This is a genomic window from Herbaspirillum sp. 1173 (assembly GCF_031455335.1).
GTDB classification, from domain to species: Bacteria; Pseudomonadota; Gammaproteobacteria; order Burkholderiales; family Burkholderiaceae_D; genus Herbaspirillum; species Herbaspirillum huttiense.
Map to the genome: position 1 here is coordinate 1,701,662 of NZ_JAVDSP010000001.1, position 21,764 is coordinate 1,723,425.

At 63.5% G+C, this 21,764-nt stretch carries 20 protein-coding genes; 7 read left to right on the forward strand and 13 right to left on the reverse strand.

The window, feature by feature from the left end; genetic code table 11:
- The first annotated feature begins 58 nt into the window (after positions 1 to 58).
- Together uvrB and J2X56_RS07595 are read left to right on the forward strand one after the other, a co-directional pair.
- A complete protein-coding gene (gene uvrB / locus J2X56_RS07590) occupies positions 59 to 2,140 on the forward strand; it encodes an excinuclease ABC subunit UvrB (protein ID WP_034334595.1) in 2,082 nt (693 codons plus the stop codon).
- 76 nt (positions 2,141 to 2,216) lie between these two features.
- Positions 2,217 to 3,014, forward strand: coding sequence for a uracil-DNA glycosylase (locus J2X56_RS07595; RefSeq protein ID WP_310159266.1), 798 nt, complete (start codon positions 2,217 to 2,219; stop codon positions 3,012 to 3,014).
- Between the two features lie 24 nt (positions 3,015 to 3,038).
- On the opposite strand, the gene J2X56_RS07600 is transcribed toward J2X56_RS07595, so the two are convergent.
- Positions 3,039 to 5,054 carry a methyl-accepting chemotaxis protein gene (locus tag J2X56_RS07600; RefSeq protein WP_134136119.1) on the reverse strand — a complete coding sequence of 672 codons (2,016 nt, stop codon included), beginning with the start codon at positions 5,052 to 5,054 and terminating at the stop codon, positions 3,039 to 3,041.
- A 462-nt stretch (positions 5,055 to 5,516) separates the two neighbouring features.
- Positions 5,517 to 5,771, reverse strand: coding sequence for a hypothetical protein (locus J2X56_RS07605; RefSeq protein ID WP_039785006.1), 255 nt, complete (start codon positions 5,769 to 5,771; stop codon positions 5,517 to 5,519).
- Positions 5,772 to 5,874: 103 nt separating this feature from the next.
- Between J2X56_RS07605 and J2X56_RS07610 the strand changes: the two genes are divergently transcribed.
- On the forward strand, positions 5,875 to 6,813 hold the full coding sequence (locus tag J2X56_RS07610) for a LysR substrate-binding domain-containing protein (protein WP_034335739.1): 939 nt from the start codon (positions 5,875 to 5,877) through the stop codon (positions 6,811 to 6,813).
- Positions 6,814 to 6,858: 45 nt separating this feature from the next.
- On the opposite strand, the gene J2X56_RS07615 is transcribed toward J2X56_RS07610, so the two are convergent.
- The 5 genes from J2X56_RS07615 to J2X56_RS07635 all read right to left on the reverse strand — a co-directional run bounded on the left by J2X56_RS07615 (position 6,859) and on the right by J2X56_RS07635 (position 10,102).
- Entirely contained in the window at positions 6,859 to 7,176 is a 318-nt protein-coding gene (locus J2X56_RS07615) for a putative quinol monooxygenase (protein WP_039784852.1), read from the reverse strand.
- 80 nt (positions 7,177 to 7,256) lie between these two features.
- On the reverse strand, positions 7,257 to 8,189 hold the full coding sequence (locus J2X56_RS07620; protein WP_134136120.1) for a metal ABC transporter substrate-binding protein: 933 nt from the start codon (positions 8,187 to 8,189) through the stop codon (positions 7,257 to 7,259).
- A 59-nt stretch (positions 8,190 to 8,248) separates the two neighbouring features.
- Positions 8,249 to 9,136 (reverse strand): metal ABC transporter permease, encoded by an 888-nt coding sequence (locus tag J2X56_RS07625; protein WP_310159270.1) that lies wholly within the window; start codon positions 9,134 to 9,136, stop codon positions 8,249 to 8,251.
- Positions 9,133 to 9,969: a zinc ABC transporter ATP-binding protein AztA gene (gene aztA / locus J2X56_RS07630; protein WP_039784849.1), complete on the reverse strand. Its 837-nt coding sequence runs from the start codon at positions 9,967 to 9,969 to the stop codon at positions 9,133 to 9,135. Before aztA ends, J2X56_RS07625 begins: the two co-directional genes overlap by 4 nt.
- A gap of 1 nt (position 9,970) precedes the next feature.
- Complete coding sequence (locus J2X56_RS07635; protein ID WP_256497406.1) at positions 9,971 to 10,102, reverse strand: hypothetical protein; 132 nt, start codon at positions 10,100 to 10,102, stop codon at positions 9,971 to 9,973.
- A gap of 292 nt (positions 10,103 to 10,394) precedes the next feature.
- Here J2X56_RS07635 and J2X56_RS07640 point away from each other — a divergent pair, with 292 nt between their 5' ends.
- The 4 genes from J2X56_RS07640 to J2X56_RS07655 all read left to right on the forward strand — a co-directional run bounded on the left by J2X56_RS07640 (position 10,395) and on the right by J2X56_RS07655 (position 13,896).
- A complete protein-coding gene (locus J2X56_RS07640) occupies positions 10,395 to 10,988 on the forward strand; it encodes a DUF2796 domain-containing protein (protein WP_121042161.1) in 594 nt (197 codons plus the stop codon).
- A 119-nt stretch (positions 10,989 to 11,107) separates the two neighbouring features.
- Positions 11,108 to 11,842 (forward strand): ABC transporter ATP-binding protein, encoded by a 735-nt coding sequence (locus J2X56_RS07645; RefSeq protein WP_204725689.1) that lies wholly within the window; start codon positions 11,108 to 11,110, stop codon positions 11,840 to 11,842.
- Positions 11,839 to 13,107, forward strand: coding sequence for an ABC transporter permease (locus tag J2X56_RS07650; RefSeq protein WP_121042165.1), 1,269 nt, complete (start codon positions 11,839 to 11,841; stop codon positions 13,105 to 13,107). Before J2X56_RS07645 ends, J2X56_RS07650 begins: the two co-directional genes overlap by 4 nt.
- A gap of 15 nt (positions 13,108 to 13,122) precedes the next feature.
- Complete coding sequence (locus tag J2X56_RS07655; protein WP_121042167.1) at positions 13,123 to 13,896, forward strand: DUF3299 domain-containing protein; 774 nt, start codon at positions 13,123 to 13,125, stop codon at positions 13,894 to 13,896.
- Between the two features lie 1,524 nt (positions 13,897 to 15,420).
- Here the strand turns inward: J2X56_RS07655 and J2X56_RS07660 are convergent.
- The 6 genes from J2X56_RS07660 to J2X56_RS07685 form a co-directional block, all read right to left on the reverse strand.
- Positions 15,421 to 16,089 (reverse strand): DUF2026 family protein, encoded by a 669-nt coding sequence (locus J2X56_RS07660; protein WP_088757021.1) that lies wholly within the window; start codon positions 16,087 to 16,089, stop codon positions 15,421 to 15,423.
- A 404-nt stretch (positions 16,090 to 16,493) separates the two neighbouring features.
- Positions 16,494 to 16,805: a hypothetical protein gene (locus J2X56_RS07665; RefSeq protein WP_121042171.1), complete on the reverse strand. Its 312-nt coding sequence runs from the start codon at positions 16,803 to 16,805 to the stop codon at positions 16,494 to 16,496.
- 435 nt (positions 16,806 to 17,240) lie between these two features.
- Positions 17,241 to 18,440, reverse strand: a complete 1,200-nt coding sequence (locus J2X56_RS07670; RefSeq protein WP_310159279.1) for a M20 aminoacylase family protein — start codon at positions 18,438 to 18,440, stop codon at positions 17,241 to 17,243.
- Positions 18,437 to 19,858 carry a M20 family metallopeptidase gene (locus J2X56_RS07675; protein ID WP_134136123.1) on the reverse strand — a complete coding sequence of 474 codons (1,422 nt, stop codon included), beginning with the start codon at positions 19,856 to 19,858 and terminating at the stop codon, positions 18,437 to 18,439. Before J2X56_RS07675 ends, J2X56_RS07670 begins: the two co-directional genes overlap by 4 nt.
- A gap of 39 nt (positions 19,859 to 19,897) precedes the next feature.
- Positions 19,898 to 20,743, reverse strand: a complete 846-nt coding sequence (locus J2X56_RS07680) for an ATP-binding cassette domain-containing protein (RefSeq protein ID WP_310159280.1) — start codon at positions 20,741 to 20,743, stop codon at positions 19,898 to 19,900.
- Positions 20,740 to 21,744, reverse strand: a complete 1,005-nt coding sequence (locus J2X56_RS07685) for an ABC transporter ATP-binding protein (RefSeq protein ID WP_134136125.1) — start codon at positions 21,742 to 21,744, stop codon at positions 20,740 to 20,742. The genes J2X56_RS07680 and J2X56_RS07685 overlap by 4 nt, the downstream gene beginning before the upstream one ends.
- Positions 21,745 to 21,764 lie beyond the last annotated feature (20 nt).

Below are 21,764 nucleotides of genomic sequence, written 5' to 3' on the forward strand. Positions count from 1 at the left end.
GGTTCTTCCTGCACCGTGGCGGCACACCGGAACCCGCGCGACAAAGGCAACCCAGACCATGGCTGAACTGACCCCCATCAATACCGAGCTGGACGAGAGCAAGTTCGTCACCTTCCCCGACTCGCCCTTCAAGCTCTACCAGGTGTTTCCCCCGGCGGGCGACCAGCCGGCGGCCATCGACAAGCTGGTCGAAGGCGTCAACGACGGCCTGTTCTACCAGACCCTGCTGGGCGTGACCGGCTCGGGCAAGACCTACACCATGGCCAACACGATTGCCCGCCTGGGCCGCCCGGCCATCGTGTTCGCGCCCAACAAGACGCTGGCGGCGCAGCTCTACAGCGAATTCCGCGAATTCTTCCCGCACAATGCGGTGGAATACTTCGTCAGCTACTACGACTACTACCAGCCGGAAGCCTACGTCCCCCAGCGCGACCTGTTCATCGAGAAGGATTCCTCGATCAACGAGCACATCGAGCAGATGCGCCTGTCCTGCACCAAGTCGCTGATGGAACGGCGCGACGTGGTGATCGTGGCGACCGTCTCGGCCATCTACGGTATCGGTAATCCGAACGAATACCACCAGATGATCCTGACCCTGCGCGCCAAGGACAAGGTCTCGCAGCGCGACGTCATCGCCCGCCTGATCCAGATGCAGTACACCCGCAACGAAGTGGATTTCGGCCGCGGCACCTTCCGCGTGCGCGGCGACACCATCGACGTCTTCCCGGCCGAACACGCCGAGCTGGCCGTGCGCATCGAGACCTTCGACGACGAGATCGACAGCCTGCAACTGTTCGACCCGCTGACCGGCCGGGTGCGCCAGAAAATCCCGCGCTTCACCATCTATCCCGGTTCGCACTACGTCACGCCGCGTTCGACCGTACTGCGCGCCATCGAGACCATCAAGGAAGAACTGGCCGAGCGCCTGGAATTCTTCCGCAAGGAAAACAAGCTCATCGAAGAACAGCGGCTGGAACAGCGCACCCGCTTCGACATCGAGATGATGACCGAGATCGGTTTCACCAAGGGCATCGAGAACTACTCGCGCCACCTGTCCGGGGCCAAGCCGGGCGACCCGCCGCCGACGCTGGTGGATTACCTGCCCAAGGACGCCGTCATGTTCCTGGATGAATCGCACGTGCTGATCGGCCAGTTGAACGGCATGTACAACGGCGACCGCGCGCGCAAAGTGAACCTGGTGGACTACGGTTTCCGCCTGCCCTCGGCACTGGACAACCGGCCGCTGAAGTTCGACGAATTCGAGAAGAAGATGCGCCAGACCATCTTCGTCTCGGCCACGCCCGCAGACTATGAAAACACCCACGCCGATCAGGTGGTGGAACAGGTGGTGCGCCCGACCGGCCTGGTGGACCCCATCATCGCCGTGCGTCCGGCCACCACGCAGGTGGATGACCTGATGCAGGAGATCAACGACCGCATCGCCAAGGACGAGCGCGTGCTGGTGACTACGCTCACCAAGCGCATGGCCGAGCAACTGACCGAATTCCTCTCCGACAACGGCATCAAGGTGCGCTACCTGCACAGCGACATCGATACGGTCGAACGTGTGGAAATCATCCGCGACCTGCGCTTGGGTACCTTCGATGTGGTGGTCGGCATCAACCTCTTGCGCGAGGGCTTGGACATTCCCGAAGTCTCGCTGGTGGCGATCCTGGATGCGGACAAGGAAGGCTTCCTGCGTTCCGAGCGCAGCCTGATCCAGACCATCGGCCGCGCGGCCCGCAACCTCAACGGCATGGCGATCCTCTATGGCGACGTGGTAACCGATTCCATGCACAAGGCCATCGGCGAGACCGAGCGCCGCCGCGCCAAGCAGCTGGCCTTCAATGCCGCCAATGGCATCGTGCCGACCGGCATCAAGAAGGAAATCCGCGAACTGATCGACGGCATCTTCAACCCGGCCCAGGCACGCACCGAAATGATGGTGGCCGAGGAGAAGCGCAACTACGAATCCATGAGCGAGAAGCAGATCAGCAAGGAGATCAAGCGCCTGGAGAAGCAGATGCAGGAACACGCCAAGAACCTGGAGTTCGAAAAGGCCGCCGCGGCGCGCGACCAGCTGCAGCTGCTCAAGCAGCAGCTCTTCGGCGCATCGGGCAGCGATTCGGCAGTGGCCTGATCCTGCAGGGAGGCCGGCCGGGCGGTATACAATGCCGCCACTTCATTCATACGGCCGTGCCTCCCCTTCATTTTCCATGTCTTCCGTTTCCGCCCTCCCCGCTCCCCTGCTCGACCTGATCCACACCGCCCATCCCTCTTGGCATGCCGCCCTGCGCGCCGGCATGGAGGCGATCCAGCAAGCCGATCCCGCCTATCTGCCCACCTTGGCGCAGGACGATTACCTGCCCACCGAAGGCCGCCTGTTCGCAGCCTTCACGCAGCCCATGGACCAGGTGCGCTACGTACTGGTGGGCGAAGGCCCCTACCCGCGCGCGGCCAGCGCCACCGGCGTGTGCTTCATGGATGGCGCGGTGGGTTCGCTGTGGTCGGAAAAGGGCTTGTCCAAGCAGGTCAATCGGGCGACCTCGCTGCGCAATTTCATGAAGATGCTGCTGGTGGCCGAAGGCGCGCTGCAGGCGGGCCAGACCAGTGGCGATGCGCTGGCCGGCATTGCGGCGCAGGCCCAGGCCGATGTCGAAGGCAGCATCCAGACCCTGGCCGACCTGCAGGACAACCTGACTGCGCAAGGCTTCCTGCTGCTCAATGCCAGCCTGGTGTTCCGCAGCCATGTCGCCCCGGTCAAGGATGCCAAGGGCTGGAAGCCCTTCTTTGAGACGGTATTGCGTGCCCTGGCCGAGCATGGCCAGACACAGGGAAAACCCCTGCCGACCCTGGTGCTGTGGGGGAAGATCGCCGAGCAGCTGAGCGGCCTGCCGCTGGTAGCGCAATTCCCGCGCGCGGTGGCCGAGCATCCCTACAACCTCAGCTTCATCGAGCACAGCGGCATGCAGCAATTGTTTGCGCCCATGCAGTTGCTGAAGAAGCGGGCCTGAGGCGGCCCGCTTCCATTTCCTCGCTCAGAATTCTTCCCAGTCGTCGCCACCACTGCTCTTGGGCGGTGCTTTCGGTGCGGCCTTGGGCGCGGCAGGCGCAGCCGGTTCGGCCGGCAGCGCAGGCTTGCTGGCGGGCTTGGCCTTCAGCGGTGCCGGCTTGGGCGTGATGTTGACCGGTGCCGGACGGGCTGCTGCAGCCGGCGGCGGGGCAGCATGATGAACCGGCGGCGGCGTGATCGGTGCGGCCCCGCCGCTTTCATCCAGCTTGAAGCCCGCCACCACGGCAGCCAAGTGAGCCGCCTGTTCCTGCAGGGACTTGGCCGCTGCCGCTGCTTCCTCCACCAGCGCCGCGTTCTGCTGGGTCGCCTCATCCATCAGGGTCACGGCATTGCCCACTTCGGTGATGCCGGCACTCTGCTCCTGGCTGGCTGAACTGATCTCACCCACGATGTCTGTCACGCGGCGCACGCTGGAGACCACTTCATCCATGGTCGAACCGGCCTGGGCCACCAGCTGGCTGCCCGCTTCCACCTTCTGCACCGAGTCATCGATGAGCTGCTTGATCTCCTTGGCGGCCGTGGCCGAGCGCTGCGCGAGGGAACGCACTTCCGACGCCACCACCGCAAACCCGCGCCCCTGCTCACCGGCACGCGCCGCTTCCACGGCAGCATTCAAGGCCAGGATATTGGTCTGGAAGGCGATGCCATCGATGACGCTGATGATGTCGACGATCTTGCGGGAAGACTCATTGATGGAACTCATGGTGCTGACCACCTGGCCCACCACGGTGCCACCATGCACCGCCACATCCGAGGCCGACACCGCCAGCTGGTTGGCCTGGCGGGCGTTATCGGCGTTTTGCTTCACGGTGGAGGTGAGTTCTTCCATCGCCGAGGCGGTCTCTTCCAGGGAACCGGCCTGCTGCTCGGTGCGGGCGGACAGGTCCATGTTGCCGCTGGCGATTTCGCTGGAAGAAACCTTCACAGACTCGCTGGCGCGCCGGATATCGAGCAAGGTGCGCGAGATCTTGTCGGCAAAGTGATTGAAGGCGCGGGAAATTTGCGCCAGTTCATCCTTGCCGCTGGTATCGAGCCGGCGCGTAAGATCGCCGTCACCTGACGCGATTTCTTCCATCGCATTGCGCACCACGCCCAGGCGGCGCAGCAGGCGCGTGATGGTGTAGCTCAGCAGCAATGCCGCCGCGACGATGGCCACCACGGCCAGAATCACCGCCAGCGCCATCAGCGCCCCAACCGCATGCGTGGCCTCGCGATAATCCAGCGCCACCACCAGCGACCAGTCAGTGTTGTCGATGGGTTGCGTAAAGAGCAGATAGGGTACGCCGCCGATGGTCGCGCTGCCGCCCTGCTTCATCCCGGCCAGCGAGGCTGCGGAGAGATTCTGGTCCAGCGCCGACACCGGCTTCAGGGCCAGCTCCTTGTTGGGGTGAGTGATGATGAGGCCATCCTTGCCGACGATGAAGGCGAAGCTGGATGGCGTGGGCTTGATGCCGGCCACGGTGCGCACCACGTTGTCGAGTTGCACGTCCGAGCCCAGCACGGCCTGCAGGGTCCCCTTGTCGCTGACCGGCTCGGCGAAGGTCACGACCAGCTTGCCGGTGGTGGCGTCCACGTAGGGGGCAGTGAGTACCGGCTTGCCGGCATCGACCGCCTGCTTGTACCAGGGCCGCGCGGTCGGATCGTAGCCGGCCGGCATCGGGTGCAAGGCCAGCATGCGCTTGTCGGGATAGCCGATGTAGGCGTCGTCAAAGGAACCTGCCTCCTGGGCCGCCGCGACGATGGGCAGGACATCGCTTTGCTTCAAGGCCTGCTTCATGGCCCCGGTGATGATGCGTTTGCTGCGCACCCACTCGGTGATGTTGGCGGCGTAGCTTTCGGTGAGCTGGCGGGTCTGGGTCGAAATGCCCTCCAGCGTATCGCTGCGGACGGTGTAGATGTTGGCACCACTGAGAACGATCATGGCCACCGCCACGATCAGTACGCAAATGACGATCAGCCGGGCACGAAGTGAAGACAACATGGCGAACTCCCCTGTAAGAAGCAATGAAGCGGAACCTGCATGAACAACAACATATTTCTTTTCCCCGCGACAAATATAGCAGTGCTCCACTACCGCGCGATGTCATTTTTGTTAAGAGGGAAGTATCAGGAGCGGGCAAGACGGCATGGCTTTTCAGGAAACACACGCGTAAACGACAAATCCCCGCAGCAGCGGGGATCGGGGGTGTTCAACGCAGCGTGCACCTGGCCATGTTGGGGGTGCTGTCGGCCATCAGGCCACCGTTGCGGGTAATACGGGTACTACGGAGATGCGTCGGGCAGGGTCTGCCTCTGTGGGCGACTGCTGGCTGCCTGCTGCGGCTCCGGGCATGCGGAGCCGGTCTCTTCTTCGTCGTTCTTCAGGCGCATCGGGCCTGGTCCTGCCGGGTACTGCGGTATTTCATTGCTGCGGGTGCTGCCATCAAGCTGGCCGCATCGGCATTCAGATCTGCGATTGCAGCTTCCAGACGGCGTGCAGGTGGCTGTGATCCAGCTGGCGCAGGCGCACTTCCATTTCGAAGTGGTCGGTCACGCCTTCGAAGTAGGCGGCGTCATGCAGGTCGGTAGCATCGTTGCGCACGGGCTTCAGGGCATGGGCGGCGATGACTTGCTGGACAGCAAACTTCACCAGCTCGACCAGGGAGCGCAAATTGTTAGAAAAACCGGCATCTTTTGCCAATATACTGACGTTGTTCACGATGAATTCCTTCTGTTTGACGTTTGGGTGATTGAAGAATAAGGTCGCCCCCGGCTTTTGCAAAGCAACATTTTCCGTCACCACTATAAGTTTTTCTTACAGCATGTCTTCATCCTTACCCCCGCTCAAGGCCCTCAAGGTGTTCGAAGCGGCAGTCCGGACGCGGAGTCTGACGCTGGCAGCCCATGAACTTTTCATCACCCATAGCGCGGTCAGCCAGCAGATCAAAACGCTGGAAGAGTATTTCGAACAACCGTTGTTTTTACGCCAGTCGCGTGGCGTGGAACCCACAGAAGCGGCCCTGGCCTTCTATGCCGAGGTCAAGGCCAGCCTGGACCGCATTGCGCTGGCGGCCGAACAGCTGTCGCTGGCCGGCAAGAGCCGCGTGGTGCGCCTGATCGCCGCGCCCTCGGTGGCCATGCGCTGGCTGATTCCGCGCCTGTCGCAGTTCCAGATTGACAACCCGCGGATCGAGGTGCGCGTCACCACGACCATGTCGGAGTATTTCGAGGATGTGAAGGATCCTTTCGACGTCATCATCTGGCGCAGCCCGCTGGAGCGCAGCGGCTACGACTGCGTGCGCTTCCTGGATGACGTGTCGGTGCCGCTGGCCTCGCCGCACTTCCTGGAGACGCACCCGATCCGGGTCCCGCGCGATTTCGTGGAGGTGCCGCTGATCCACCTCTCCAGCCGGTCAGCGGCCTGGTCGCAGTGGCTGGGCAAGGCCGGGGTGGCGGTGCGGCGCAAGATGCCGGGGACGGTCTATGAACATTCCTTCCTGAGCCTGCAGGCGGCTGCTACTGACCAAGGCGTGGGCATGGGCACGCTGGCGCTGGTGGATGACGATCTGGCCGCAGGCCGGCTGGTGCGGCTGTTTCCGGAGATCGTGCTGCACGGGGAGGGTTACCACATGCTCTATCGCAGCAGCGCCGACACCAATCCGGCACTGAAGACTTTCATCACGTGGTTGAAGCAGATGGGCCAAGCGTCTTCGTTCGATCCGCAGCAGACCTGGCCGGCGGATTTTCCTGGCGAATATTGAGGGAGTCCATCCCCGCGCCGGGCGCGGGGACAAACGCGGCGAGGATCAGTCCGCCGACTTCAGCACATGCACCTTGCGATCTGCGATCAGGTCCTTGGACTTCTCGCGATAGTCAGTCATGTGCGGCAGGGTGAAGTGCAGTTTCAGCGCTTCTTCGTCCTTCCACTTCTCGACGAAGGCGAAGGTATCCGGCCCCAGCGGCGCCTGGTTCGGGCCGAAGCCATCCACATCCACCACCAGTCCATATTCGATGCAGCCTTCCTCGGCACGCACGGCGGCCAGGTTGGCGCGGGCGATGGCCAGCAGCGCTTCGCGCTGGCCGGGCTTGGCGGTGATGATGGCGACGACGGTAACGGTGCTCATGCGGGAATTCTCCTATGCAAGGTGACGGACGCCGCCAGGGCGGCGGCGCGGGGCCACCAGCATACGCGATTTGTCGCGCCTCAGTTGAGACGGATCTTTTCCAGCAATTGCGTGATGTTGTAGCGCATCAGCGAGAGGTAGTCCGCTGCCGGGCCATCCGGTTTCGACAATGCATCGGCGTACAGCTTGCCGCCCGGTGCCGTCCCGGATTCGCGGGCGATCTGCTGCAGCAGCTTGGGGTTGCTCATGTTCTCGAAGAACAGGGCCTTGATCTTCTCGCTGCGGATCTGGCGGATCAGCGAAGCCACCTCGCGGGCGCTGGGTTCGCTGTCGGTAGACACGCCCTGCGCAGCCAGGAAGCGCACCTTGTAGCGCGCACCGAAATATTCGAAGGCGTCATGCGAGGTGATGACCTTGCGCTTGGCATCCGGGATCTGGCTGAACTGGCGTGCAGCCCAGGCATCCAGGTCCTGCAGCTTGGCGACATAGGCCTCGCCGTTCTTGCGGTAGACCTCGGCACCGGCCGGGTCCAGCTTGGCCAGGGCGGTGACGATGTTGCGGGTGTAGACGATCACGTTCTGCGGATCCTGCCAGGCGTGCGGGTCGTCCTTGCCGTGATGTTCATGTCCGGCACCGTGGGCGTGATCGTCCTCATCGTCACCCACGCGCTCGCGCGGCTTGATGCCGGCCGAAGCCACCACGATGGGGCCACGGTAATTGGCCGACTGCGCCAGGCGCTCCATCCAGCCTTCGAAACCGAGGCCATTGACCACGATCAGTTTGGCACGCGAGACCGCCTTGATGTCATCCGGCGCGGGCTGGAAGACGTGCGCATCTTCATCCGGACCGACCAGGGTGGAGACGGCGATGCGCTCGCCGCCGACATTGGCGACCACGTCGCCCAGGATGCTGAAGCTGGCCAGCACCGGGATGCGCTCGGCAGCAGCGGCCGGCAGGCTCGCCGCCACGGCCAGGGCCGCCAGCAGCGCAGAGAGAGGACGAAACAGTTTCATGAATACTCCGGAGAAAGAGAAGCAGAAGAAATCAGCAATAGACAGGAGAAAGTGAAGTCTCAGGCCTGCAGGTGCGGTCGCCGCAACAGGCGCGGCAGCCAGCCGCGCGGGGCGAACAGCAGCGAAGCGGCATACAGCACGCCCGCGCAGACGATGATGACGGGGCCGGACGGCACCGAGGCGTAATACGAGATCAGCAGCCCCGCATACCCCGCCAGCGCCGCCTGCAGCACGCTGTTGCACAGCTGCGCAGGCAAGGTGTCGTGCCACAGCCGCGCCGAGACCGCCGGCAGCATCATCAGGCCGACCGCCATCAAGGTGCCCAGGGTCTGGAAGGAGGCCACCAGGTTCATCACCACCAGCATCAGGAATACCTGCTGGTAGATCGCACCGCCGCTGCGTCCGCCGCCCACGGCCATGTAGGAAGGATCGAAGCTCTCCAGCAGCAACCCGCGATAGAGCGCGGCGATGCCCAGCACGCTGGCGCTGGCCACACCGGCAATGAGTACCAGGCCTTCGCTGTCCACGCCCAGCACGTTGCCGAAGAGGATGTGCAGCAGATCGAGCTGGGTGCCGTGGCGCGAAATCAGGATCACGCCCAGCGCCAGAGCGACCACGTAGATGGCGGCCAGGCTCGCGTCTTCCTTCAGTTCGGTATGCCGGCTGATCCAGCCGGCCACGGCCACCACCAGCACCCCGGCGGCGAATCCGCCGATGGACAGCGCCGGCAGCGACAGGCCGAAGAAGATGAACCCCACCGCCACGCCCGGCAGCACGGCGTGGCTCAGGGCCTCACCGAACAGGCTCATGCGGCGCAGGGTCAGCAGCACGCCCAGCGGGGCGCTGCCCAGCGCCAGGGCAAAGGCAGCCACCAAAGCGCGGCGCATGAAGGAAAATTCCAGGAACGGGGCAATGGCCAGCGTTTGCAACGTCGAAAGTACACTCATGCCTGGCCTCCCGGGCTGGCGGCATGGTGCGCGTGGGGATGCCCATGTGAATGTTCATGCGCATGGTCATGCACGCGCGACAAGGCCAGCACTTCCGCCTCGCTCACCTCGCAGACGCCGGCATGCTCATCGACCGCCTCGGCCATGGCGCGGGCGCGCTGCAGGTTTTCTTCACACATGACTTCGGCCGTCTCGCCCCAGGCCACCACATTGCGCGCCAGCAGCAAGGTCTGCGGGAAGGCGCGGCGCACCTGGTCGTGGTCGTGCAGCACCGCAATGACGGTACGGCGTTCGGCATGCCAGGCCGAGATGATGCGCAGCAGGTCGCCGGTGGTGCGGGCGTCGATGGCATTGAAGGGTTCGTCCAGCAGGATTACCTCGGCATCCTGCAGCAGGATGCGGGCAAACAGCACGCGCTGGAACTGCCCGACCGAGAGGCTGGACACCGGGCGTCCGGCAAAACCGTCCAGCCCGACTGCCGCCAGCGCCTGCACCGCACGCTGGCGCATGGCGGCGTCGATGCCGCCCCAGTTGCCCTTGGCCTGCCAGTAACCCAGTTGCACGCAGTCGATCACCGTGATGGGGAAGCTGCGGTCAATCTCGGCCTGCTGCGGCAGGTAGGCGATGCGGCGTGCATCGACATGGGTATGCACGCGTCCGTCATTGCAGCGCACCAGCCCCAGCATGGTCTTGAGCAGAGTGCTCTTGCCGGCCCCGTTGGGACCGACGATGGCAGTGAGCGAACCACGCGCAAAGGCCCCGTTGACATGGTGCAGGGCCGGATGGCGGCGATAGCTGACGGTGAGGTTGTCCAGCGAGATGGCAGCGTCCATGTCAGCCCTCCCCCAAGGCCCAGTGCACGCCCAGCCACAGCAGCAGGACTACGGGCACAACGGCCAGCACACGCTCCCACCAGGGGCTGGCGAGCACGCCTTGCTTCAACAGGAATCGAGAGAGAAACGACACGGCAGGCAATCTGAGAAGAAGCAACACGGGCACCGGACAAGGCGGCCAGCAAGGCCGGGAAGAGCACACTTGCCCGTTGGCGCAACCGAGTTGCAGAAACAGGAAAAGCAGGCATTATAATGCAACCCTGTTGCAGAATGTAACAACGCTGCAAATCTGCCCTTGGTCCGGGGCACAATGCCGCTCTGAGGGCGGATCTTCTGCCCTGGTTTGCAGTCTGTTTCCTTGCGTTGCCGGTTTGCCGCCCCCCCCTTAAATTCTCTTTACAACAAGCACAAGAAAGAAGCCGCCCATGTTCCGATCCCGTCCATCGTTGCGCCTGATTCCTCTCGTCCTGCTGTCCCTGGCCAGCCTGCCTGCGCTGGCCGCCGATGAAGGCCATGACCATCATGGCAACCATCCCGCGCACGTGCACGGCGTGGGCAAGCTGGACGTGGCCCTGGAAGGCAACACCCTGACTTTGCACCTGGACAGCCCGCTGATCAACCTGGTCGGCTTCGAACACGCCGCCAGCAGCGGCAAGGACAAGGACACCGTGCGCGCCGCCGTCAAGAACCTGCGCGAGGTCAACCGCATGTTTGCCACCGATGCCGCTGCCCAGTGCAAGCCGGCCGAAGTACAGCTGGAGTCGGCCGTGCTGCCACCGGCTCTCCTGGGTGAGAAGACGCCCGCCAGCAGCGAGCCCGCCCCCAGCGATGGCCATGCCGACCTCGATGGCGATTTCACCCTGGTCTGCGCCACCCCTGGCGCACTCAACACGGTGGATGTGAGCGGCCTGTTTGCCGCCTTCCCCGGCTTCCAGCGCATCGACGTGCAACTGGCCACGCCCAAGAAGCAAGGTGCGGTGCAACTGGTGCCAGGCAGCGCCCTGATCCCCCTGAACTGATCCTCCGAACCGCCGGGGCCACTTGCCCCGGCGGCCAGTCAGGCCAATGACAGGCAGCGGCGCTATGATCGGCCCTGCCCCTCTGCCTCGGCACTCCTGCGCTTTTCCTTCATGTTGTCATGACTCTCCCTGAACGCCCCTCCCCGGCCGCAGCCATCGCCATGCGCGAGCTGCGCTTCACCTGGCCCGGCCAGACGCACCCGGCGCTGGCCTTGCCGCATTTCCAGGTCGCGGCTGGTGAACATGTCTTCGTCAGCGGCCCCAGCGGCAGCGGCAAGAGCACCCTGCTGGCGGCCATCGGCGGCATCATCGTGCCGCAGGCCGGCACCGTGGAAGTCCTGGGCCAGTCGCTGCACAGCCTCTCGGCGGCGCGCCGGGACCGCTTCCGGGTGGATCACATCGGTTTCATCTTCCAGCAGTTCAATCTGCTGCCTTATCTGTCGATCCTCGACAACGTGCTGTTGCCCTGCCAGTTCTCGTCCTACCGCAGGGAGCGCGCCGGCCAGCAAGGGGCCGATCTCAAGAGCGTGGCGCAATCCCTGCTGGCGGCGCTGGATCTGGCACCGGCCCTGTGGACGCGCCCCGTGACCCAACTCTCCATCGGCCAGCAGCAACGCGTGGCCGCCGCGCGCTCGCTGATCGGCCGTCCGGAAATCATCGTCGCCGATGAACCGACCTCGGCCCTGGACAGCGACCGCCAGCAAGCCTTCCTCGACCTGCTGCAGCGTGAATGCGCGCAGAGCGGCGCGGCACTGGTCTTCGTCAGCCACGACCAGCGCCTGGCCGAACGCTTCAACCGCCGCATCGCGCTGGAACAGCTGAACCAGGCCGCCCGCCCCGAGGAGGCCGCATGAAGCTGCTCCTGCGACTGGCCGCGCGCAGCGCCTGGAACCGCCGCTTCACGCTGGGGCTGATGCTGCTGGCCATTGCCCTCTCTACCACCATGCTGCTGGGCATCGAACGGGTGCGCCATGAAGTGCGGGCCGGATTCTCGCAATCGGTGTCCGGCACGGACCTGGTGGTCGGTGCGCGGACCAGTCCGATCCAGCTGATGCTGTACGCCATCTTCCGCATCGGCGGCGCCACCAACAACATGGGCTGGGACAGTGCCCAGACCCTGGCGCGCAATCCGGCGGTGGCCTGGACCATCCCGATCTCGCTGGGCGATTCCCATCGCGGCTTCCCGGTGCTGGCCACCAATGGCGATTACTTCACCCATTTCCGCTATGGCAGCGGCCAGTCGCTCAAGCTGGCCCAAGGCCAGCCCTTTGCCGGCGTCTTCGATGCCGTGCTGGGGGCGGACGTGGCCGACAAGTTGCACTATCACCTCGGAGACGTCATCGTCCTGGCCCATGGCATGGGTGGTCTCGGGCTGACCCAGCACGCCGACAAACCCTTCAAGGTGGTCGGCATCCTGGCCCGCACCGGCACCCCGGTGGACCGCACGGTACATATCGGCCTGGATGGCATGCAGGCCATCCACCTTGACTGGGAAGGCGGTGCGCCCTTGCCGGGGGTGCATATCCCGGCCGAATTCGTGAAGAAATTCAACCTGACGCCGACCAGCATCACCGCCGTCCTGGTGGGCCTGAAGAGCCGCGCCCGGGTGTTCGCCGTGCAGCGCGCCATTGCGGATGGCGATGGCTTCAAGGAGCCGTTGATGGCCGTGCTGCCGGGCGTGGCGCTGGACCAGTTATGGGACGTGGTCGGCATCGGCGAGAACGCCTTGCTGGTGGTCTCGGGCATGGTGGTGGTGGTCGGCCTGGCCGGGCTGGTGGCGGCGATCCTGGCCAGCCTGGGCGAGCGGCGGCGCGAGCTGGCCATTCTGCGCTCGGTCGGAGCGCGTCCGCTGGATGTGCTGTGGCTGCTGTGCGTGGAGGGATTGGGCGTGATGCTGTGCGGCGTGCTGGCGGGGCTGTTGCTGCTGAGCGGACTGATCTGGGTGCTGGGGCCGATGCTGGCTGACCAGTTCGGCATCGCCCTGCATCCCGCCTGGCCGGCGGCAGGCGAATTACAATTGCTGCTCTGGACCGTGCTGGCCGGACTGGTGGCCAGCCTGTTGCCGGCCTGGCGCGCGTATCGCCTGAGCCTGTCGGACGGCCTGACACCAAGACTCTGATCTGGAAGCAATGATATGAAGACTCTTTACTGGATAGGCGGCATCGTGGTCGCCGGCCTGTGGGCCGGGCTCGGCGTGCGCCTGCTCTCGCAAGTCAACGCCCACGCGGCCCCGGCGGCCGCGCCTGCAGCGGTCAGCGCAGCCCCGGCGACGTCTGCCGCGCTGGCCGGCGCGGTCCCCGCTGTCACGGCACGCGCCGATGCCGGCAGCACCGTGCCGGGCGTGGCGGACGCATCCAACGGCCCCTACAAGGTCGGCGACCAGTTGCAGCAAAGTGCCGCCGTGACCGAAAAGCCTTACCAGGCCTCGGGCAAGATGGTGAACGGCTTCCAGGAGATCGCCTGGGAATCGTTGATCCCCAAGGACTGGGACCCGATGGCCCCCTTCAAGGGCTTGAAACTGGACCAGATGACCGATGACGATCCGCGTGCCGATGCGGCGCTGTGGAAGGCCAAGAAATACTGGAAGGATGCCCCGGTCGACCCGGCCATGGAAGGCAAGCCGGTGCGCCTGCCCGGCTTTGTGGTATCCCTGGACCGGGAAGGCGAGGCACTCAAGGAATTCCTGCTGGTCCCCTACTTCGGTGCCTGCATTCACGTGCCGCCACCGCCGGCCAACCAGATCATTCACGTCAAGAGCGCCAAGGCCGTCAAGAATGTGCGCACCATGGATGCGGTGTGGATCAGCGGCGTGCTCAAGGTGGAACGCTCGGATTCTTCCATGGGGGCCTCCAGCTACAGCATGAAAGCGGTCAGCGTTGAACCCTACAGCGCGCCGGACAAGAGCTGAGTCGTCGCCCGACGGCTTATCCCCAGTTTCTCCTCTGCCTCCTCCAAGGCCTGCCCTGCGCAGGCCTTATCCACATTTTACGGGGGCAAGCTTGTGGACAAGGCTTTGACAAGCCACCCAAGCCCTTGATTCTTCAGTACTTTTCCCTCCCGCCTCGGCAGCGCGCAGAAATGGTGCAGTCGCCTTCCGCCCATCTCGCGGCGCTGACTTGTCCCCGTCCCGTGAGCGGATATCCACATTTTTTGGGAGCAAGCCTGTGGAGAAGCGCTGGGCAAGTCAGGCAAGGTCTTGATTGCAAAGGACTTTCCTTAGCCAAGGCTGCAGCAGGCAAAAAACGGGCGGCCCGGCAGACCCGATAAGCGTTGCAGGACCTGCAAGGATATCCACATTTTCTGGGAGCAAGCTTGTGGAGAAGCACTTGACAAGCCACTCAAGCCGTTGATTCCAAACAACTTTTCATTATCGCAACTGCGGCTGGCAAAGACCACCCAAATACGCCCGACCTTGGCTTTTCAGCTTGCTCCGGACTCGAAATACGGCATTGCCAGGCGCTTTCGGCAGGATATCCACACATTTTGGGAGCAAGCCTGTGGACAAGCGCTTGACAAGAGATCCAAGTAATTGATTACAAAGGAAAAACTATTTCAGATGCAAACCCGGGCAGTTTTTTGGCGCACCAGTCCGTCCGCCGCAAAGCCGCGCCCAGACTGGCCGAGCGGGGTGATATCCACACTTTTTGGGAGCAAGCCTGTGGAAAAGCACTGGACAAGCCACTCAAGCCATTGATTGTTAAGGGCTTTATGAAAAATGATACGAGACGGGCAAGGCCCGTTGGCCTGCAGCCCTTGCATGGATATCCACATTTTTTGGGAGCAAGCCTGTGGAAAAGCGCTGGGTAAGCGCATCAAGTCGTTGATTGCAAAGGGAATTCACCACCAGGGCAGCGGATGGGCAATCGGCGGGCAACACGGGGAGCAGAAGAGAGGAAAAAGCGATGAGCAGGCCCCGGTGACGGAGCCTGCCCGGAAGGGAGGGACGCACCCCGCGCCGCGCACCGACAAGCTTGCGCCTGACGGGAAGGGAGGACTGCGGCTTCCATTACGTGTGCGACCTGCCGGGTTACGACGCCACTGTCCGGCCTGGGCGTGAAGCATGAAGCTGGGAGAAACTGGCTGACCCGCAGAAAAAAAGGCCTGCGACGCACTCGCATCGCAGGCAACAACATCTGCACAGGGTCAGAGGAGACGTGTTGAAGTCTAGTGGCCGCGTATGACCGCGCCATGACAGTGCACAGGGGATATGAAGGAAAAAGCGAGAACGGCAGCGGCCGGGAGAAAAGTGATACCGAAAATGTCATGAAGCCGTCATAACGACGAACTATAGTGTGAACCTTAGTGCGGTACATGCAACCGATATGCATGATCGCATGGTGTGTTGGACATCTGTCCAGCACACCCTCCTCTCGGAGGCGTCCGCCTCCATGACATTCCCTGAAGAAATTGCTGAAGAAAAACGACGGACGTCTTACCAGACGCCTTCGATGGCCGTGGCCTGCAGTTTGATGCGCGAGACTTCGCCATCGGCGCCTTGCAAGGCCAGATCATCCGGCATGGCCTTGGGCGGCTTGCGGAACCATTCCAGGCACAGTTGCGACAGATTGGTCAGCGCTTTCTTGGCCATGAACTGCTGCAACAGCTCACGTGTCAGTTCCAGGTTGGAAGCCAGGTAGAAGTCGCCCGGCTTGGCCAGTGCCTGCACGTCCGCGCTCATGCGCTGCAAGTCCTTCTGGAACATCTGGCGCGGCACCGGCAGCGGGTGGCCGGCCGAGACCAGCAGCTCCTGGAACAGCGGCGCCATGAAGTCCAGTGCATAGCCATCGCACTGCACCCAGGCGTGGAAGGCATCCTGGTGGCTGGTGACGCTTTGGCCGTCATCCCCCAGTGAACCGAAGGACAGCGCACCGCCCCCATCTTCACGAATCAGGTAGAAGGCCGCACCGGCGACGGGAAAGGCATTGCGCTTGTAGAACTTCTTGAGGATCTGGGCGGCGGTGACGGAAAAGAAGAAACTGGCGGCCGGGATGTCCGCTTCCACGCTGTGCAGCACGGAATGGATGACGCGGAAGATGCGTTGGTAATCGGCCAGGGGGATCAATGGGCGCAGGTTCTGCGCGGAGGAATGTGAGCTTTGCATGGGCGCTATTTTCTCATGGAAAAGAACGGGCAAGCCGGTAGGCCGCTCCACGGGCGTGCCGGACTGCACACTCCCGTTGCGTGACGCGCTTTGGAACAAAAGCGGCTTCACGACTTGCCGTTCCACCCTCAAGACATGTTTACTGCGCAAAACTCTGCTGCTACTTCTACGGCTACTTCAACTGCTGCTACGCACTGCAACTGCAACTACCACTACAAACCCATTGCAAAACGAAACGACATTGGTTCACTGCTGCTGCGGATGCTTGCTGTTGTTGCAGGCACTACCCCTAGTGCCTCGCAACGGTACTGCCTTTGCTGCTTCACTCCCCCTCGCTTCACTTCCCTTCACTTCCCCTCACTTCCCCTGCTATCCCTCGCCCCCAGGCACTGCTCCCCTGGAATTCAATCCGGCTTCTTCGGTTCCTGCATGAAGCAGGTGCAATCGACATCGTGATACTGTGCGCAGTGCTGCAGCGACGGCCGGGTCAGGCCATTGTCGAACAGCGAACGGTCTTCGGCATCCACCTTCACGTAGCGCAGGGCCGAGGCCATCACCTGCTGGTCGCGCCGGCCGATGTCGTCCAGCGACACTTCCAGGCTGCCCCACTCCTTGTCGGTCTTGACGAAGAGATACATCAGCACGGTGCAGAAGACCAGATAACTGATGAACATCAGGGTGATTTCACCCGGTACGGATTCGGTAACGAAATGCATGGCTGGCTCCTAAGGCAAGATTCTTGGTCAAGGTCTTGCGTGCCAGTCACGACCCCACTGTGTGGTCGGGGGTCCGGGGCACAGACCGTGTTTCATTGGTTCCCATGGTAGTGGCCCAACGTGACTGCGAACATCGGGGAATTCCTGATCCTGCAACGCGGCTTGTCAGCTCGACAGCAAGCTGGCACAAGGCTTTGCCGCATATCAAGCTCTTCCATGACCTGTAAAAGTTACGTGAATTTCATGCCGAGCTGCCGCAGGGAAACAGCCGAAAAAAAACCCGCCAGGCTTGCGCATGGCGGGTTCAGGCTCGAATTGTCCAAGTCCAAGGACGTCTGAGGAGACGCCCTCAATGTACCGGGCTACGCAGCGGCTGAAAACGAAGCATTCGTCATGCGCTTATGCTGTTGATGCATAAGCCTCGCGCTGCCCCTCTCAGCCAGCCTTGACGGGCAGCCATCGCTCTACCAGCCGGGTCCAGAAGGCGGCTCCCACCGGGATGTTGGCATCATTGAAATCGTAGCCTGCGTTGTGCAGCATGGGCTGGCCCTGCCCGTTGCCCACCCGCAAGAAGCAGCCAGGGCGCTGTTGCAGGAAGTAGGCAAAATCCTCGCTGCCGGCAATCGGACCGAAGGGCGCGATCACCTTCTCCGCACCCACCAGTTCCTCAGCCACGCTACGGGCGAATTCGGTTTCGGCATCGCTGTTGACCAGCACCGGATAGCCGCGCAGGTACTCGATATCTGCCCGCGCACCGTAGCTCTCGGCATGCAGCGCCACCAAGGCGCGGATGCGTTCTTCCAGCAACGCGCGCACCTCGGGCTTGAAGGAGCGCACGCTCAACTCCAGCGTGGCGAATTCGGGAATCACGTTGGAGGCCTTGCCCGCATGCAGGCTGCCGACCGTGACCACTGCCGTTTCCATCGGATCGACATTGCGCGAGACCACCGTCTGCAAGGCCATCACCAGGCTGGCGGCGGCCACCACCGGATCGACCGACAGGTGCGGACGCGCCGCGTGGCTGCCGCGCCCGGTGAGGCGGATCTTGACGGTATCGCAGGCGGCCATGAAGGGGCCGCTCCTGAACATGAACGTGCCCGCTTCCACGCCCGGATGATTATGGATGCCGAAGACGGCATCGCAGGGAAAACGTTCGAAGAGCCCATCGGCCAGCATCTTCTGCGCGCCGCTGTCGAAGCCGGCTTCTTCGGCCGGCTGGAAGATCAGGTGCAGCGTGCCATCAAAACGGCGCGTGCGGGCCAGGTGCTTGGCCGCCCCCAGCAGCATGGCGGTATGGCCATCATGGCCGCAGGCGTGCATGGCACCGGGCTTCACGCTGGCCCAGTCCAGGCCGGTTTCTTCGTGGATGGGCAAGGCATCCATGTCGGCGCGCAGGCCGATGCTGCGGGTACTGCTGCCGGCTTTGAGGGTGGCGACCAGGCCATTGCCGCCGATGTGGCGGGTGACGGCATAGCCCCACTCTTCCAGGCGCGAGGCGACCAGGGCAGCGGTATCGACTTCCTCGAAGGACAGTTCGGGATGCTGGTGCAGATGGCGGCGGATGCCGGTGATTTCGTCGTGGATATCGTGCAGGTCGGCGACCTCGCACAGGGCGTGTTCATGCGGGTGACTCATTGTTTCTCCGTGGGGGATGGGCGTCGCGCCAGCACATCGCGGCCCTGCTCGGCCAGGTCCCAGAACAGGCCCGCCATCAGCTGCAGCGACTCGCGCGATACGCTGGCCAGTATATGCTCGTTGGGCGCGTGCTGTGAGCAGGCCGGATAGGAGTGCGGCACCCACAGCGTCGGCAGGCCGAGGGTCTCGGAGAAGACATCGTTGGGCAGCGAGCCTCCCAGGTTGGGCAGCAAGGTCGGTGTCTTGCCGGTGCTCTCCTGCAGCGAGGCCAGGCCCCAGCGCACCCATTCATCATCCGGATCGAGCCGGGTCGCGGAAAACTGCACGCCCGACAGCGTCACCTGCACATCGTCATAGCCGTGCTCATCCAGATGTGCGCGGATGTGTTCGATGAAATGCGCATCATCGCTGCCGACCACGAAGCGGATCTGGCAATGCGCCGTGGCACGCCCCGGAATGGCATTGACGGGGGCCTCCGGATTGCCGGTCTTGAAGGCCAGCACTTCCAGCGTATTCCAGCCGAAGACGCGCTCGGCGGGCGTGAGGTCGGGCTCGCCCCAATCCGGATCGATCTCGGGATCGGTGAGGCCGCCGCCCAGCTTGACGCTGGCCAGGGCCTTGCGCACGCTCTGCGGCAGGGCATCCGGCAGCAAGGCCGGCACGCGGATGGCACCGCGTTCATCGACCAGGCAGGCGATCGCATTGGCCAGGCGCACGCCAGGATTGCGCAGCAGGCCGCCCCAGTTGCCGGAGTGATGGCCGCCGTCGCGCAGATGGCAGGTCAGATCAAAGTTGCAGCCGCCGCGCGAGCCCAGGAACATGGTCGGCGTGGGAGCGTTCACGCGCGGGCCGTCGGAGGCGATGAAGAGATCAGCCTTCAGGCGCTCTGCATACTGGCGGCAGACTTCGTTCAGGCCGGGTGACCCGGTTTCCTCGCCCATTTCCAGGATCAGCTTGACGTTGTAGCCGAGCTTGCCGCCGCGTACCTTCATGACTTCTTCCAGCGCGGCCAGGTTGATGGTGTGCTGGGCCTTGTTGTCGGCGATGCCGCGTCCGTACCAGCGTTCGCCCTCGACCACGATCTCCCACGGCGAGAGGCCGGCGCGCCATTGATTGTCATAGCCGCGCACCACGTCGCCATGCCCGTAGGTCAGCAAGGTGAAGGCGGCCCCCTCCTCGATGCGCTCGGCGATCAGGAAGGGACTGCCGCCCGGCAACGGATTGTCGATCACTTCGCAGTCAAATCCCAGAGAGACGAGATAAGGCGTGATCTCCTGCCGCAGGTAGTCGTAGAGGATGGGCAGGCTGGCCGCTTCCTGGCTCTCGGTACGGATGGCCACGCGGCGCTTCAGGGTTTCCATGAAACGGCCGTCGTCGAAGTAAGCCTGTACGCCGGCGATGGCTTGTGCTCTGCTCATGCTGCTGCTCCTTGGTTTTTTTCAGTTTGGTTCATGTGTTCAGGCGGCTGCCGCCAGCGCCGGAATACCCAGGCCCGGATCGGGCGTCAGCGCCGAGGCCAGCAGCATGCGGGTATACGGATGCTGGGGATCGCTGAAGAGTTGTTCACGTGAGGCCAATTCCACGATGCTGCCCTTGTTCATCACGGCCACCCGGTCCACGAGATGCTCCACCACACCAAGGTCGTGGCTGATGAACAGGTAGGTCAGCCCGAACTCGGCCTTCAGATCCAGCAGCAGGTTCAGGATCTGCGCCTGCACCGACACATCCAGCGCCGAGGTCGGTTCATCGCAGATGAGGATGTCGGGCCGCAGGATCAGTGCCCGCGCAATGGCCACCCGCTGCCGCTGGCCGCCGGAGAGCTGGTTGGGATATTGCGTGTGGGTGCGCTCCGGCATGCCGACCAGATCGAGGATCTGGCGCACCTGGCGAGTGCGCTCGGCAGCATTGCCGATGCCATGCAGCTTTAACGGCAGGCCGACGATCTCGCCTACGGTCTTGCGCGGATTGAGCGACGAATACGGGTCCTGGAAGATCGGCTGGATGTGCCGTGCATGCGCGCGGCGCTCGGTCGGATCGACCTCCTGGCCGTTGATGAGCACGTTGCCCGAGGTCGGCGCCAGCAGGCCCAGCAGCATCTTGGCCAGGGTGCTCTTGCCGCAGCCGGACTCGCCGACCAGGCCCAGCGTCTCGCCGCGATAAAGACGCAGCGACACGTCATCGACCGCCTTCAGTTCACCGGGTGCCTGGAACAGCCCGCGCTTGAGCGGATACACCTTCGACAAGGCGCACAGCTCCAGCGCAATATCGTCGAGCGGTGGCCGTGGTTTCAACAAAGTATTCATGCTGCCACCTCCATCGCCGACACCGGCACATCGAGCTTGAAACAGCGCGCCTCATGCGGCAAGCCAGGGCTGCCCTGCTGCACCATGGGCGGATCCTGTTCGCAGCCGCTGTCGGCCAGAGTACAGCGATTGCGGAAGGCGCAGCCGCTGACCTGCCCGACCAGGCTGGGCACCACGCCCGGAATGGCTTGCAGCCGGCTGCCCGGCAAGGTCTTGCCGCGCACCGGGATGCAATTGAGCAAGCCGCGCGTATAGGGATGGCGCGGCTGCGCGAAGAGTTGGGCCACACCGCTGGTCTCCACCACCTGCCCCGCATACATCACGGCCACGCGATCGGCGATGCGCGAGACGACGCCCAGGTCATGCGTGATGAAGATGACCGCAGTCCCGAACTCCTGCTGCAGTTCGCGGATCATGCGCAGGATCTGCGCCTGGATGGTCACGTCCAGTGCGGTAGTGGGTTCGTCGGCGATGATCAGGTCCGGGCTGCACATGAGCGACATGGCGATCATCACGCGCTGGCGCAGGCCGCCGGAGAGCTGGTGCGGATACTGGCGCAGGCGGTCTTCGGCATTGCTGATGCCGGTCCGGTGCAGCAGGTAGAGCGCACGTTCGCGTGCCTCGCCACGTGTGACGCCCGGCTGCTGCAGCATCGCCTCGCAAAGCTGGTTGCCCAGCGTGTAGGCGGGGTTCAGCGACGTCATCGGCTCCTGGAAGATCATCGACATGCGCTTGCCGCGCAACTGCATGCGCTGCCGCTCGCTCATGGTGTTGAGATCCGCGCCATCGAAGAGGATGTGGTCGGCACTGCATTGCGCCTTGCGCGGCAGCAGTCCCATCAAGGCCAGCGAAGTCATGGACTTGCCACAGCCGGACTCGCCGACCAGGCACAGCATCTCTCCCTTGCGCACCTGGAAATCGATGCCGCGCACGGCATGCAGCATGCCGTTTTCGGTGGGCAGGTCCACCTTCATGTTCTTCACGTCCAGCAATATGCTCATGGTGTGCTCCTTGCGTGAAC